Here is a 14,323-nt window from a genome sequence, read left to right as displayed (position 1 = left end):
CTGCCCCTCAACCCCTCAGTCCTTCGGGGCGACGATCGAGCCGTCGGCACCGAATGCGGGCAGGTTCCTGGGTGGGTCGATGCCCCGGATCGCGGCCTTGTCGGGCCGCACCTCGGCGCCGCCCTCCTCGATCCCGTAGAGCGTCTCCCACAGCTTGCGTACGGCATCGCCCACCGAGCCCGAGCCGGTGCCACCCTGGGAGATCGTCATGATGACGACGTACTTCTTGTTGTACGTCGCGACCCAGCCGGTCGTCTGCTTGCCGGTGACCTCGGCGGTGCCGGTCTTGCCGCGCACCTTCACCTCGTCGAGCGGGAACCCGCCGAACTTCCAGGCCAGGGAGCCCGACTGGGGAGTGCCGAGCAGCGCCTCGTTGACGTAGTCGATGCTCTTGGCCGACATCTTCACCTTGCCGGCGACCTTGGGATCGATCTTCTCGACCACCGTCCCGTCGCCGCTGACGACCGCCTTCCCGATCCTGGGCTCGTAGAGGGTGCCGCCGTTGGCCAGGGACGCGTAGGCCCGAGCGAGCTGGATCGGGGTGACCATCGTGTCGCCCTGGCCGATGGAGAAGTTCACCGCGTCGCCGGTGCGGTAGTAGTTGCCCTCGATGCAGAACTCGTGGGCGAAGAGCTGCAGGAAGTCGGTGGGGGCGTTCTTCTTCTCGTCCATCCGGCAGTAGTAGCCCTTCATGGCCTGGTAGTACTCGGCCTTCCACTTCCGGTCCGCGATCCGGCCCGTCGACTCCCCCGGCAGGTCGATGCCGGTGCGCTTGCCGAAGCCAAAGGCCTTGGCGGTCTCCACCAGCGGGTCCTTGGCGTTGACGTCGGCGGGGTTGGCGCCGTACTTCTGCCAGTAGTGGACCCCGACCTGGTAGAAGAACGTGTTGCAGGAGACCTGGAGCGCCTTGGCGAAGTCGATGAACCCGTAGGCGCCCGACTCGTAGTTCTTGAACACCCGGTTGCCCACCTGGAGCCCGCTGGAGCAGTTGAGCAGGGTGTCGCGGCTGTAGCCGTTGTTGAGCGCGCCGACCGTCATGAACGGCTTCCACGTCGAACCCGGCGCGAACTGACCCTGCGTCGCCCGTGGCAACAGCGGGTAGCCCGCCTTCTCGGAGTAGAGCCTGTCGAGCTGCTTCTGGGTGATCCCGCCGACCCACTCCTCGGGGTCGTACGTCGGCTGGTTGGCCATCGCGACCAGTCGGCCGGTCTGCGCCTCCATGACCACGACCGAGCCGGAGTCGGCCTCGAAGTTGCGCCCGGAGATCTTGTCGAAGGTGTTGCGCGCGGTCTCGATCGACTCGGCGAGCAGTTTCTCTGCACGGCCCTGCACCTTGGCGTCGATGCTGGTCACCAGCGTGTCGCCGGGCTGGGAGGCGACCGAGTCGCCGCGCCCGATCTCTCGGCCGAGCGAGTCGACGGTGACGGTGTCGTAGCCGGGCATCCCGCGCAGCCACTGGTCGTACTCCTTCTCGACACCGGAGCGACCCACCATCGAGGTGATGTTGAGCGACTCGTCGCCACGCTCCTTGGCGTTGTCGTTCTCGTCCTCGGTGATCGGGGAGAGATAGCCGAGCACGCCGGCGGCGTTGATGCCGAAGGGGCTCGGGTAGGAGCGCAGCGTCTGCTTCTCCGCGACCACCCCGGGGAAGTCCTCGGGCTGCTCGAGGATGCGCAGCGCGGTCGACTCGGAGACGTCGGTGGCGATCGGGACCGGCTGGTAGCGGGTGCCGGACCAGTTGGCGATCGCCTCGTTCTGCTTCTTCGGGGACACGTCGACGGCCTTGGCGACGCGGGCCATCAGCGTCTTCCTGTCGTCGTCGTCGAGCCCGTCGAGCACGCCCTGGTCGAGGCTGACCACCCAGGCGGAGCGGTTGGTCACCATCGGCCGGCCCTGGGCGTCGACGATGATGCCGCGCACCGGCTGGCGCACGATCTCGCGCTTGGACTGCGAGGCCGCGGCGGCCTGATAGGCGTCGCCGTGGCGTACCTGCAGGTAGAAGAGCCTGACCCCGAGCGTGGCCAGCAGCGAGAAGACGAGCGCCTGGATCACGATCAGCCGCAGCCGGCTGACCTGCGCGGTGGAGAGTCGTGCCCCCCGAGACGTGCTCCGCGGCATCTCAGAGATCTCCCTTGCCGATCAGCCACAGCAGCGCCGGGATCAGTAGCGGCGCCAGCAGGAGGTCGTAGCCCACGCTGATCGCCACGGTCGGCAGCAGCGTCAGTGGCGCCTCACCGAGGATCAGGCCGCTGACCGCGAAGATGCTGACCCCGATGAACGCGCAGGTGGCCACCGTGGCCATCACGGTCATCGCGCTGGGACGGCCCAGACCGCCATGGATGCTGCCCTCGCCGATGCTGCCTTCGCGGACGCGGCCGGCGACGTAGCCGACGATCAGCAGGGCCAACGCCCAGCGGCCCGCGGTGTGATCGGCGGGCGGGGCCAGATCGAGGAGTACGCCGGCGGCGAACCCGGTCACCAGGCCGGCCTGCCCGCCACGGGTGAGCGCGACCGCGAGGACGACCAGGAGCGCCAGGTCGGGGGTGATCCCGCGGATGGCGAAGGCCGGCGCGACGCTCAGCTGGAGGACGACGGCGATGACGACCAGCATGCCGACCAGGACGTTGCGCAGCACCGGAGCGGCCCCGGAGGCGCGGCCTTCCATCTCGCTCATCGCAGCTCTCCTTCCGGTGTGACGACGGCGCGGTCGCTCATGGTGTCGCCCGGCACCACCACACCGACGACGTCGAGCGAGCCGAAGTCGACGTACGGCTTGATCCGGACCGTCTGCGAGGAGTCACGCACGCTCTCGAAGCTGTCGGTCACCTCGCCGATCGGCAGCCCGGAGACGTACGGAGCGGCCCGGCCGTCACCCCAGGTGATGACCGTGTCGCCCTTGAGCGGGGTGGTGGACTGGTCGACGAGGTCGAGGGTCAGCAGACCGGCGTTGGCGCCTCCGGCGACCGCGCCGGAACCCCGGACCATGCCGACCTGACCGGACTTCTTGCCGCTGCGGTCCTCACCGCCGACGCGTCCGCCGACGACCGAGGCGGCATCGACGATCAGCAGGACCGTCGCCGAGGTCTTGGTGACCCGCAGCACCCGGCCGACCAGGCCGTCGCCGGTCACGACCGACATGTCGGACCTGATCCCGGCGGCGCTGCCGGCGTCGATGGTGACGGTGCGGTTGAAGGTCTGGGCGGGGCCGTAGGCGGTGACCCGCGCCGGCACCATGGCGTAGCCGAGGTCCTCGGCGGCGCGGGTGATCGACTCGTACTCGGCGAGCTTGGCGCGGCCGTAGTCGGTGACCTCGACCTGGCGGCGCAGCGTGGAGTTCTCGGCCTCGAGCTTGGCGACCCGGTCGCGCAGCTCGTCGCGGGTGTCGAACCACTCCGGGATGTCGGTGAACGGGCGGGCCACCATCGCCGCGCCGGTCTCCAGCGGGGAGATCACCTCGCCGACCGCGGCGCGGGCCGGCTCCAGGACGGGGGTCTGGTCGAGCGTGGCCAGCGTCGCGCAGCACAGGACGAGCGCGATCAGCCAGGAGCGCTTCGGCCCTCCGCCGCCGGCCTTGGTCTCGAGGCTGCCGCGGCGGTTGAGCCTCTCCCGCGGCGTACGGACCATGGGTTTGGGGCCTTTGCGTTGTTCCAGCCCTTTGCGCAGACGTTCGCTGGGGCGGGGGCTCAGCAACGACACGTCACCATCTCCTGTTCTCGTTCACCAGGACGGGGCGGAGCACGTCGTAGTCCTCGACGCAGCGGCCGGCGCCCATCGCGACCGAGGTCAGCGGGGACTCGGCGACGTGGACGGGCATGCCGGTCTCGTGGCGCAGGCGCTCGTCGAGCCCGCGCAGGAGGGCACCACCGCCGGTCAGCACGATGCCGCGGTCCATGATGTCGCCGGCCAGCTCGGGCGGCGTCTGGTCGAGGGTGGAGCGGACCGCGTCGAAGATGTCGTGCAGCGGCTCCTCGATCGCCTTGCGCACCTCGGCGCTCGAGACGGTCACGGTGCGCGGCAGGCCGCTGACCAGGTCGCGTCCCCTGATCTCGGCCTCGGGCTCGTTGGGCAGGGGCCAGACCGAGCCGAGGGTCATCTTGACCTCCTCGGCGGTGCGCTCGCCCAGGAGCAGCGCGTGCTCCTTCTTCAGCCAGGTCATGATCGCGTTGTCGAGCTGGTGGCCGGCGGTCCTGATCGACTGCGAGGTGACGATGCCGCCGAGGCTGATCACCGCGACCTCGGTGGTGCCGCCGCCGATGTCGACGACCATGTTGCCGGTCGGCAGGTGCACCGGGAGTCCGGCGCCGATCGCGGCCGCCATCGGCTCCTCGATGATGTTCACCATCCGGGCGCCGGACTGGTAGCCGGCCTCCTTCACCGCGCGGATCTCGACCGCGGTGATCCCGGACGGGACGCAGATGACCATCCGCGGCTTGGCGAAGTAGCGGCGGCGGTGGACCTGATGGATGAAGTAGCGGAGCATCTGCTCGGTCGCCTCGAAGTCGGCGATCACGCCGTCCTTCAGCGGTCGCAGCGCGACGATGTCGTCAGGCGTACGTCCCAGCATCTTCTTGGCCTCATGGCCGACGGCGACCATCTCGCCGGTGTTCTTGTTGAGCGCGACCACACTCGGCTCATCGACAAGGACACCCTTGCCGCGGACGTAGACGAGTGTGTTTGCGGTGCCGAGGTCCACCGCCATGTCACGTCCAATGATGCTCGCCATACGTCCTCGCGTTCCCGGGGCGCCGCGTCGGGGATCTGTGCTGCAGGATGCGGGCCTGCCGACGAGGCTACGAAGGTCCGAGCCCCAAACCGGAGAGGCTCGCCGAAACCGCAACGATACGGGGTGCATCCACGCCGCCGAAGCCGGGGATACCTGGTTCCGGACACCGTCGAAAGACCGGTGGAACGAGAGATCGCGCCGGTGGATTCACCGGCGCGATCGTTCACTTCCTCGGGCGTCTCCGCGCTTCGCGCGGTTACTCCCTCGCTCGGCACGAGCGGACGAGCAAGCTCGCCGCTCGACCTCGCTCGGTCGTCTCAGGCGCCGAACCAGAGCTTGATCTCGCGGTCGGCCGACTCGGGCGAGTCGGAGCCGTGGACGAGGTTCTCGCGGTTGGAGAGGGAGAAGTCGCCGCGGATCGTGCCCGGGGCGGCCTTGCGGCCGTCGGTGGCGCCGTTGAGCGCGCGGACGACCTCGATCGCCTCGTCACCCTCGAGGACGGCGGCGACGAGCGGGCCGGAGGTGACGAAGTCACGCAGCGGCGGGTACCACGGCTGCTCGACGTGCTCGGCGTAGTGCTCGTCGGCCATGCCCGCGTCGATGGTGCGGTGCTCCAGTTTCACGATCGAGAGGCCCTTGGCCTCGTAGCGGGACAGGATCTCCCCCACCAGGCCCCGGCGGACGGCGTCGGGCTTCAGGATCACGAACGTGCGCTGCGTCATGGGGCCGAGCGTATCGGGGAGGGTCGGTCCGGGCACGTTCGGGCCCGGCGCCGTCGAGCCACGTTGAGACCATGTCGGTGGGATGGGGCAGGATGGCGCTCCGTGACGACAACCCCATCAGCTCCGACGCTCGCAGACTCGATGGCCGCCATCCCGGCCCGCATCGCCGAAGATCTTGGGGTGCGCCCGGCGCAGGTGACCGCAGCGGTCGCCCTGCTCGACGAGGGCTCGACGGTGCCGTTCATCGCGCGCTACCGCAAGGAGGTGACCGGCGGCCTCGACGACGCCCAGCTGCGTACGTTGGAGGAGCGTCTCGGCTACCTGCGCGACCTGGAGGAGCGGCGTGCGGCGGTGCTCGCCGAGATCGCGAAGCAGGACAAGCTCACCCCCGAGCTGCAGGCCTCGATCCTCGCCGCCGACACCAAGGCGCGGCTGGAGGACATCTACCTGCCGTTCAAGCCGAAGCGGCGTACGAAGGCGATGATCGCCCGCGAGAACGGGCTCGAGCCGCTGGCCGACGGTCTGCTCGGCGACCCGTCGCAGGACCCGAACGTGGTGGCCGAGGGCTTCCTTGGCGAGAACGTTCCCGACGTGAAGGCCGCGCTCGACGGCGCCCGCGCGATCCTGGTCGAGCGGTTCGGTGAGGACGCCGACCTGATCGGCACACTGCGGGAGCGGATGTGGAAGCAGGGCCGTCTGGTGACCCGCGTCCGCGAGGGGCGCGAGAACGACCCGGCTGCGGCGAAGTTCTCCGACTACTTCGAGTTCTCGGAGGCGTACGCCTCGCTGCCCTCGCACCGCACCCTGGCCGTCCTGCGCGCGGAGAAGGAGGAGGTGCTCGACGTCACCCTCTCCCCCTACGCCGAGGAGCCGGAGCCGGGTGAGGTGACCGACTACGAGCGCTCGATCGCTTCTCGTTTCGGGATCACGGACTCCGGCCGTCCTGCGGACAAGTGGCTGGCTGAGACGGTGCGGTGGGCTTGGCGTACGCGGATCCTCTTCCGCCTCGAGCTCGACATGCGCACCCGGATCCGCACCGCCGCCGAGGAGTCCGCGATCGCAGTCTTCGCCGACAACCTGCGCGACCTGCTGCTGGCCGCGCCGGCCGGCACCCGGGCGACGATGGGCCTCGACCCCGGCATCCGGACGGGCGTGAAGGTGGCCGTCGTGGACGCGACCGGCAAGGTGGTCGACACCTCGACGGTCTACCCGCACGAGCCGCGGCGCGACTGGGACGGATCGCTGGCGACGCTGGCGAAGCTGTGCACGAAGCACAAGGTCGACCTGATCGCGATCGGCAACGGCACCGCCTCGCGCGAGACCGACAAGCTCGCCGCCGATCTGCTCAAGCTGCTGCCGGACCTGAAGATGACCAAGGTGATGGTCTCCGAGGCGGGCGCCTCGGTCTACTCCGCCTCGGCCTACGCCTCCGCCGAGCTTCCGGATCTCGACGTGTCCCTGCGTGGGGCCGTGTCGATCGCGCGCCGTCTTCAGGACCCGCTGGCCGAGCTGGTGAAGATCGAGCCGAAGTCGATCGGCGTCGGGCAGTACCAGCACGACCTGCCCGAATACGGCCTCTCCAAGTCCCTGGACGCGGTCGTCGAGGACTGCGTGAACGGCGTCGGCGTCGACCTCAACACCGCCTCGGCTCCCCTGCTGCGCCGGGTCTCGGGGATCACCGAGTCGCTCGCTTCGGCGATCGTCGCCCACCGGGATGCCAACGGCCCCTTCCGCACCCGCCGCGAGCTCACCAAGGTGGCGCGGCTCGGCCCGAAGGCGTTCGAGCAGGCGGCCGGGTTCCTCCGGATCCGCGGCGGCGACGACCCGCTCGACATGTCCGGCGTGCACCCGGAGGCCTATCCGGTGGTCAACCGCATCCTGGACAAGGCGTCGGCGGACATCGGGTCGCTGATCGGCAACACCTCTGCGCTGAAGTCGCTGAAGCCGTCGGAGTTCGTCGACGAGAAGTTCGGTCTGCCGACGGTCACCGACATCCTCGCCGAGCTCGAGAAGCCCGGACGCGACCCGCGGCCGGAGTTCCGCACGGCGACCTTCTCCGAGTCGGTGCACGTGATCGCCGACCTGCGTCCCGGCATGGTCCTGGAAGGCACCGTCACCAACGTGGCCGCCTTCGGCGCCTTCGTCGACATCGGCGTCCACCAGGACGGCCTGGTCCACATCTCCGCGATGTCGGACAAGTTCGTCGAGGACCCGCGCGACGTGGTCCGCTCCGGTGACGTGGTGCGCGTCAAGGTTCTGGAGGTCGACGAGGCCCGCAAGCGGATCTCCCTCACGCTCCGGCTCAACGACGACGCTCCCGCGGATGCTCCCGCCAAGGGTGAGTCCGGCGGCCGCTCGGGTCGCCCCGGCGGTGGCCAGCGTGGCCAGGGCAAGGGCGGACCCAAGGGCGGCGGCAACGGTGGCGGCAAGGGCGGCGGGCGCCCCAGTGGCAACCGTGGTGGGCAGGGTGGCGGGCGTGGCTCGTCCGCGCCCGCCAACAGCGCCATGGCCGACGCGCTCCGACGCGCCGGCCTCAGCTGACCCCGCCGAATCCGCAGTTGTTGCGGCCGAATCCGTAGTTGCGTAGATCGAATCTGCAGTTGTGGGCGACGAAAGTGGAGTTTCGTCGCCCACAGCTGCGTTCTCGGCCCGCAACAACTGCGGACTCGCGCGCCACAACTACCGATTCGCGGGGCTCTGGGCGGCTCCGAGCCCGGCGGCGCGGCGTACGACATCCTCCGGCGCCGGCCCGGTCGCATCCTCGGCGGTGACCGGGGTGCCGGCGACACGGTGGATCGGGATCACGCCGGCCCAGGTGCCGGAGTCGATGTCGGCGGGGTCGTCGACCGGCCCCTCGGCGCGCGCCTTCATGGATGCCTCGGCGAGCGGGAGGGCGAGTACGGCGGTCGCGGCGAGCTCCTTGCGGGTGGCCGGACGCAGGGTCTCCCAGCGGCCAGGGATCATCTGATCGACGACCAGGGCGAGGGCACGCTCGCGCTCATCCGGATCCTCGACCAGGCGCGCGCGGCCGATGACCACGGCTGAGCGGTAGTTCATCGAGTGGTGGAACCCGCTCCGCGCCGCGACCAGACCGTCGAGCTCGGTGATCGTGACGCACACGTCGCGCTCCAGCGCCCGCGCGAGCCAGCCGGCGGCCACCGAGCCGTGCAGGTAGAGCGACCCGCCTGCGTCCGGGCCGTCGAGATCGAAACCGTACGCGGTGGGCAGGACGACCGGATGGGCCTCCTCGCCCGACCCGACGGTGACGCCCAGGTGCGCGATGAGCGCCTCGCCGAGGAACGCGTGCAGGCGCTCGCGGTCGGGGACGGCGCGGTTCTTCCCGCGGCTGATCCGGGTGCGTGGGGTGGGTGACAACGTCGTGCTCATGGCACCATCCTGGTAGCGAAGTGGCCTGCACGCACGGGCCAATTCTGATCTACTCCGACAGGCCATTCGACCGATGCTCCCCGTGACCCTCAACCGCACCTCCGGCGAGCCGCTCCCCGCCCAGCTCGCCGCCCAGGTGCGCGCCCTGGTCCTCGCCGGCACCCTCGGGACCGGGGACCGGCTGCCCTCGAGTCGTGCGCTCGCCGCAGACCTGGGCGTCTCGCGCGCGGTGACCGAGCAGGCCTACGACCAGCTCACCGCCGAGGGCTGGCTCGAGGCGCGCCGCGGATCCGGGACGTACGTCACCGCGACCCGCCCGACGGGCGTGACCTCTCGGCCGACGGGCGTGACGCCTCGGCCGACGCGGGCGACGCCTCGGCCGACGCGGGTGACGTCTCGGCTGGATACGGGCACGCCGTTCTTCGACCCGCGGTTGGAGCCGGGATGGCGGCGGGCGTGGCGGGAGGTCTCGGTGGCCACTCCCCCGCGTGGCTACGACGATCCGCGAGGGGTGCTCGAGCTGCGCGAGGCGCTGGCGGCGAGACTCGGACGCACCCGCGGCCTGGACCTCCACCCCGACGAGATCATCGTGACCGCGGGCACCAGCGACGGGCTCCGCGCGCTCCTGCCGGAGCTGCGCCAAGGGCCGGTCGCCGTGGAGGATCCGGGATACCGGGCGGCGGCCGAGACGGTGCTCACCTACGGTCGCGAGGTCATCGACCTGCCGGCCGTGGACAGGGTCGCCGACCTGGGGCCTGCGGTCGCGGCGTACGTCACTCCGGCGCATCAGCACCCGCTGGGACGCGTCATGCCGGCGGCCGACCGGCTGGCTCTCCTGGAGGCCGCGAGACGGGCGGACGCGGTGGTGATCGAGGACGACTACGACTCGGAGTTCCGCTACGACGTCGCACCGGTGCCCGCGATGGCGACGCTGGACCGCGGCCGCGTGGTCTATCTCGGCACCGCGGCGAAGTCGGTGGTCCCGACGCTTCGTCTCGGCTGGCTGGTCGCGCCGCCCGACCTGCACGAGCTGATCGTGCGCCGCCGCACCATCACCCACGCCGGCGCCGCCTGGCCCTCGCAGCGCGCCCTGCTGACGCTGCTCCGCGACGGCTGGCTGGACAGGGCCGTACGCTCCGCCCGCCGCGTCTACGCCGAACGCGCCCCGCGGGTGGCGGAGGCGATGAGCCCGTACGCCACCCTCGCCGGCCCGCTCGCCGGGATGTACTCCACCTGGCTGCTGCCCGAGACGGATGCGCGCAGAGCCCGCGACGCCGCCCGAACCGCCGGCTTCGAGATCAACCTGCTCTCCACCTACGCGCGCTCCAGCGGCCTGACCGGCCTGGTGATCGGGTTCGGCGGCGTGACCGACGCGGAGCTCGATCAGGCGCTCGCAGCGCTCACCGGGGCCCTCGCGCGCTAGCGGCCCGGTGCGTCGTCCTCGATCAGGTCGAAGAGGTTCTCGAGGCTGTCCGGGTCGTCCTCGCCACCGCCGACGGCCCACCCGGAGCTGGTGCGCCGCAGCTGCGCGCCGACGAGCCGGCACGACTCCCCGGCCTTGTGCGCGTAGTGAGCCGTACGCGTCCGAGGCCGCCGCAGCACCAGCGCGTTGCCGCACGCCGGGCACAGTGCCCAGTCGGTGGCCGTCTCGTCGTCGGTCGCCATCTGCAGCTCGTCGCGCTCCTCCACGGCAGCCAACCTACCTGGGCTCGGCCTCTTCCCCGGCCACTTCCTCGGCGCTTTCCTCAGCGCTCTCCTCGGCGGCGATCCGGTCGAACGCCTCGAAGGCCGCGGCACGCTCGCTCTCGATCTTGCGACCGAGGATGTCGGCCATGCCCCACAGGACCGCGAAGATCACACCGACGACGAACATGATCGAGATCAGGAAGCCCATCCCGATCGCGACGACCTGCAGCGCCCAGCCGAGCCAGTAGGCCCAGGGGCGGCGCAGCAGGCCGGCCACCACGATGCAGGCCACGAAGAACCCGAGGCCCAGCGGGAGCGCCAGCCCGGCGGAGACCCCGCCGATCGAGATCATCACGGGCGCGGCCAGCGCGACCGCGAGTCCCTCCATCGAGACGATCGCGGCACACATCCCGCGCCGCGGCGACTTCTCCCGCTCACTCGCCATCTGCGTCCGCCTCCAGGTAGGCCTCCAGCTCGGGGTCGGCGGTCGGGACGACCCGGGCGGTCGCGGCCGACCGGGCGGCCGGGCCACGCGAGCCCAGCAGCGTACGCGCCTCTCCGGCGGTCACCACGGAGCCGGTCACCAGCACCGCGCCCTCGGAGATCGAGCCGCCACCGGAGGACTCCGACAGGCCGATCGCGGCGTCGATGGCGTCGGCCAGACGCGGCACCACCGAGACCCGCTCCTCGCCGTAGAGGTCGACGGCGACCTTCGCGAGCTCGATGGCCGGGAGGGCACGCTCGGTGGAGTTCTGGGTGACGACGAGGTGCTCCAGCACGGGCTCGAAGGCGGCGAGCAGGCCCTCGACGTCCTTGTCGCCCATCACCCCGATGACGCCGACGACACCGGAGAACGAGAAAGAGTCCTCGAGCGCGGCGACCGTCGCCTCGGCGCCGGCCGGGTTGTGGGCGGCATCCAGCAGGACCGTCGGGGACGACCGCATGATCTCCAGCCGGCCCGGCGAGTCGACCTTGGCGAACGCGTCGCGCACGAGCTCGTCGGCCAGCACGGTGTCTCCCAGGAACGCCTCGACCGCGGCCAGCGCCGTCGCCGCGTTCTGCGCCTGGTGGGCGCCGTAGAGGGGCAGGAAGAGGTCTTCGTACTCCCCCCGCAGCCCGCGCAGCGTGAGGATCTGTCCGCCCACCGCCGGGGTGCGGGAGACGACCCCGAAGTCGGTGCCTTCCCACAGCAGCCGGGCGCCGACCTCCGCCGCGTGCTGATCCAGCACCGCGGCGACCTCGACGGACTGCTCGGCGATCACGGCGACCGCACCCGGCTTGATGATCCCGGCCTTCTCGCGCGCGATGGCGACCGGGTTGTCACCGAGATACTTGGCGTGGTCGACCGCGATCGGGGTGACCACCGCGACATCGGCGTTCGCGACGTTGGTCGCGTCCCAGCCGCCGCCCAGCCCGACCTCGACCACGGCCACGTCGACCGGGGCCTCGGCGAACTTGGCGTAGGCCATCCCCACCATCGACTCGAAGAACGACAGCGGGTGCGGCTGGTCGTCGTCGACCATGCCGAGGTAGTGGGCGACGTCGTTGAACGCGGCCACGAACTCGTCGTCGGTCAGGGGTTCGCCGTCGATCGAGATCCGCTCGTTGATCCGCTCCACGTGGGGCGAGGTGAACCGCCCCACGCGCAGGTCGAGGGACCGCAGCAGCGTGTCGATCATCCGGGAGGTGGAGGTCTTGCCGTTGGTGCCGGTCAGCTGGATGATCCGGAAGGCGTTCTGCGGATCACCGAGGATCTCGAGCAGGGCGCGGATCCGGTCCAGGGAAGGCTCGAGCCGGGTCTCGGGCCAGCGCGACTGCAGCGCTTCCCAGACCTCCTCGATCGTGGCCGCCAGACGCGGCGCGGGAGTCTCACTCATCGGGTCGAGTCTATGGCGTACGCGCTTCCCAGCGAATTGCCAGACCCGCTACCCTCCCACTCATCTCGGACTGAACCCCATCCCCCCACAAGGTCCACCATTCATGCGTACGCTCCGGGCTGCTCTCGCGGTCTCGTTCCTGGCCGTTGCCTACGTCCTGGCTGCCTTCGCGCTGGTCGGTCAGCAGATGGCCCCACGGCGGCGCCCCCGGACCTCGGGCGACCCCGGCGGGCTCGTCCTCACCGAGCAGGAACAGCCCGGGCTGTGGGCGGAGGTCCGCGCGCTGGCCGCCACCGCCGGGACCCGCGCCCCCGACGAGATCCGGCTGGTGCCGGAGGTCAACGCGGCGGTCAGCGAGGAGACCAGCCTGCTCGGGCTCAGGACCGGGACCCGGCGGATGTTCCTCGGCGTACCTCTCCTCCAGGGCCTCTCCCGCAACCAGCTCCACGCGGTGCTCGCCCACGAGCTCGGCCACCACAGCACCAGCCACACCCGGCTCGGCGCTCTCATCCACCGGAGCCGCCTGGCGATCGCCGAGGTCGCCGCGGGCCTCTCCAACCCGCTGGTGAAGCGACCGTTCCGGACGTACGCCCGTCTCTTCTTCTCCCTGACCCGCCCGCTCGCGCACGCCCATGAGATCGACGCCGACCGGCTCAGCGCGACCGTCGCCGGGCCACGGACCGCGGCCACCACGCTGCGGACCCTCCCCGCGCTCGACGCCGCCTGGCACATCTATCTGGAGCAGTACGTCGAGGCCGGCACCCACTACGGTCTGCGGCCCACGCGCTTCTTCGACAACTTCACGAACCTGATGAGCGACCCCGAGCGGCTCGAGGAGCTCGCCAGGATCAGCGCGGCGCCGCTCGAGGCGAAGACGTCGGCCTACGACTCCCACCCTCCCCTGTCGGAGCGCATCGAGCGGTTGGAGTCGATGGCCTCCGCGGACGAGGCGGACAAGTCCGGCAACGCCGCCAGCATCCTGCGCTACCCGTCCCAGAACTTCCTCGCCCTCGAGGACAAGACGTTCGCCGGCTCGGGTCTGACGCCGGCGCCGATGGCCGAGATCGTGAGCGTCGCCGGCGCCCGCGCGGCGGCGATCAACGCCGAGACGCTCCTGAACGCGATGCAGGACAACCAGATCGTGCCGGCCACCGTCCGCGGTGCCCTCGACCTGATCGCCTCCGGCAACCTCGACACGCTCCTGGACCTGGTCGAGGTCGAAGACGCCGAGGCGAAGCGGAAGGTCATCGCCCGGCTCCTCGGTGCCGCCATCGCCCACGAACTGGTCGGCGAGGACAAGGCGCGCTACGAGCTCAGCTGGGCCGGCCCCTGGCGGCTGGTCGACATCGCCGGCCAGGAGGTCGACCCCGAGGAGCTCGCCTACGAGGCCCTCGGCTCCCCCGGCTACGCCGCCGCGCTACGCGCCTGGGTGCACCAGCTCGACGCGCAGGTCGACGCCGAGACGCCGGCGCTCACTGACGCCGAGACGTCGGCTCCGACGACGCCCGACGGCTACATCGGTGCCTTGGCCCCGATCTCCGGCGACGGCTTCCGTACGCTCCTGGTGACCGAAACCGGCCTGATGCTGCTCAAGCCCTCCGGCTCCGACCGGCTCGCCACAGGCCTGGCCTCGGTGACCTCCGGATCACCCGGCAGGAAGCTGATCCAGCGCGCCCTGGACAGGTCTCCCGCCGAGCTGGCTACCGCTTCCAACGCCGCCTACCTCCCCTGGGACCAGATCCGCGCCCTCCACCTCAAGCAGAGCAGCAGCGGCCGCCGTTCCGCCGACATCACCACCGCCACCGGCGGAGGCTGGTCCCTGCGCTGGACCAACGCCGCCGAGTCGGAGGGCCACATCTGGCCGGCCGTCGACCACTACCTCGGCCGCCGCTTCACCGTCGACTGAGACGCCGAGTCGGCTCATCCTG

At 70.9% G+C, this 14,323-nt stretch carries 12 protein-coding genes; 3 read left to right on the top strand and 9 right to left on the bottom strand.

The window, feature by feature from the left end; all coding sequences use genetic code 11:
• Window positions 1-15: 15 nt before the first annotated feature.
• The 5 genes from mrdA to ndk form a co-directional block, all read right to left on the bottom strand.
• The gene (gene mrdA, locus ACIO3S_RS29325; protein ID WP_400470395.1) at window positions 16-2,118 is read right to left on the bottom strand and encodes a penicillin-binding protein 2; all 2,103 of its coding nucleotides are present in this window, start codon (window positions 2,116-2,118) and stop codon (window positions 16-18) included.
• Between the two features lies 1 nt (window position 2,119).
• Window positions 2,120-2,674, bottom strand: coding sequence for a rod shape-determining protein MreD (gene mreD, locus ACIO3S_RS29320; RefSeq protein WP_400470392.1), 555 nt, complete (start codon window positions 2,672-2,674; stop codon window positions 2,120-2,122).
• On the bottom strand, window positions 2,671-3,624 hold the full coding sequence (gene mreC / locus ACIO3S_RS29315; protein ID WP_400470389.1) for a rod shape-determining protein MreC: 954 nt from the start codon (window positions 3,622-3,624) through the stop codon (window positions 2,671-2,673). Before mreC ends, mreD begins: the two co-directional genes overlap by 4 nt.
• Window positions 3,625-3,697: 73 nt before the next feature.
• Window positions 3,698-4,723: a rod shape-determining protein gene (locus ACIO3S_RS29310; protein WP_160024659.1), complete on the bottom strand. Its 1,026-nt coding sequence runs from the start codon at window positions 4,721-4,723 to the stop codon at window positions 3,698-3,700.
• A 317-nt stretch (window positions 4,724-5,040) separates the two neighbouring features.
• A complete protein-coding gene (gene ndk / locus ACIO3S_RS29305; protein WP_008358543.1) occupies window positions 5,041-5,445 on the bottom strand; it encodes a nucleoside-diphosphate kinase in 405 nt (134 codons plus the stop codon).
• A 102-nt stretch (window positions 5,446-5,547) separates the two neighbouring features.
• On the opposite strand from ndk, the gene ACIO3S_RS29300 reads away from it, so the two are divergent.
• Window positions 5,548-7,986 carry a Tex family protein gene (locus ACIO3S_RS29300; RefSeq protein WP_400470384.1) on the top strand — a complete coding sequence of 813 codons (2,439 nt, stop codon included), beginning with the start codon at window positions 5,548-5,550 and terminating at the stop codon, window positions 7,984-7,986.
• A gap of 138 nt (window positions 7,987-8,124) precedes the next feature.
• Here the strand turns inward: ACIO3S_RS29300 and ACIO3S_RS29295 are convergent, their stop codons facing one another.
• A complete protein-coding gene (locus ACIO3S_RS29295) occupies window positions 8,125-8,832 on the bottom strand; it encodes a pyridoxamine 5'-phosphate oxidase family protein (protein WP_400470381.1) in 708 nt (235 codons plus the stop codon).
• A gap of 73 nt (window positions 8,833-8,905) precedes the next feature.
• Here ACIO3S_RS29295 and ACIO3S_RS29290 point away from each other — a divergent pair, with 73 nt between their 5' ends.
• The gene (locus ACIO3S_RS29290) at window positions 8,906-10,255 is read left to right on the top strand and encodes a PLP-dependent aminotransferase family protein (protein WP_400470377.1); all 1,350 of its coding nucleotides are present in this window, start codon (window positions 8,906-8,908) and stop codon (window positions 10,253-10,255) included.
• On the opposite strand, the gene ACIO3S_RS29285 is transcribed toward ACIO3S_RS29290, so the two are convergent.
• Genes ACIO3S_RS29285 through ACIO3S_RS29275 form a run of 3 tightly spaced genes read right to left on the bottom strand, consistent with a single transcriptional unit; the run spans window position 10,252 to window position 12,395 of the window.
• Complete coding sequence (locus ACIO3S_RS29285; RefSeq protein ID WP_160024663.1) at window positions 10,252-10,521, bottom strand: competence protein CoiA family protein; 270 nt, start codon at window positions 10,519-10,521, stop codon at window positions 10,252-10,254. The two genes, ACIO3S_RS29290 and ACIO3S_RS29285, sit on opposite strands and share 4 nt — an antisense overlap.
• A 10-nt stretch (window positions 10,522-10,531) precedes the next feature.
• A complete protein-coding gene (locus ACIO3S_RS29280) occupies window positions 10,532-10,963 on the bottom strand; it encodes a DUF4233 domain-containing protein (protein ID WP_400470373.1) in 432 nt (143 codons plus the stop codon).
• Window positions 10,953-12,395 carry a bifunctional folylpolyglutamate synthase/dihydrofolate synthase gene (locus ACIO3S_RS29275; RefSeq protein ID WP_400470370.1) on the bottom strand — a complete coding sequence of 481 codons (1,443 nt, stop codon included), beginning with the start codon at window positions 12,393-12,395 and terminating at the stop codon, window positions 10,953-10,955. Before ACIO3S_RS29275 ends, ACIO3S_RS29280 begins: the two co-directional genes overlap by 11 nt.
• A gap of 103 nt (window positions 12,396-12,498) precedes the next feature.
• On the opposite strand from ACIO3S_RS29275, the gene ACIO3S_RS29270 reads away from it, so the two are divergent.
• Complete coding sequence (locus ACIO3S_RS29270; RefSeq protein WP_400470368.1) at window positions 12,499-14,301, top strand: M48 family metallopeptidase; 1,803 nt, start codon at window positions 12,499-12,501, stop codon at window positions 14,299-14,301.
• Window positions 14,302-14,323: the final 22 nt, after the last annotated feature.

This window comes from Nocardioides sp. NPDC087217, assembly GCF_044744805.1.
Lineage (GTDB): Bacteria > Actinomycetota > Actinomycetes > Propionibacteriales > Nocardioidaceae > Nocardioides.
The sequence above is the reverse complement of the archived record's forward strand: the minus strand, read 5'-3'. Positions and strand labels throughout refer to the sequence as shown.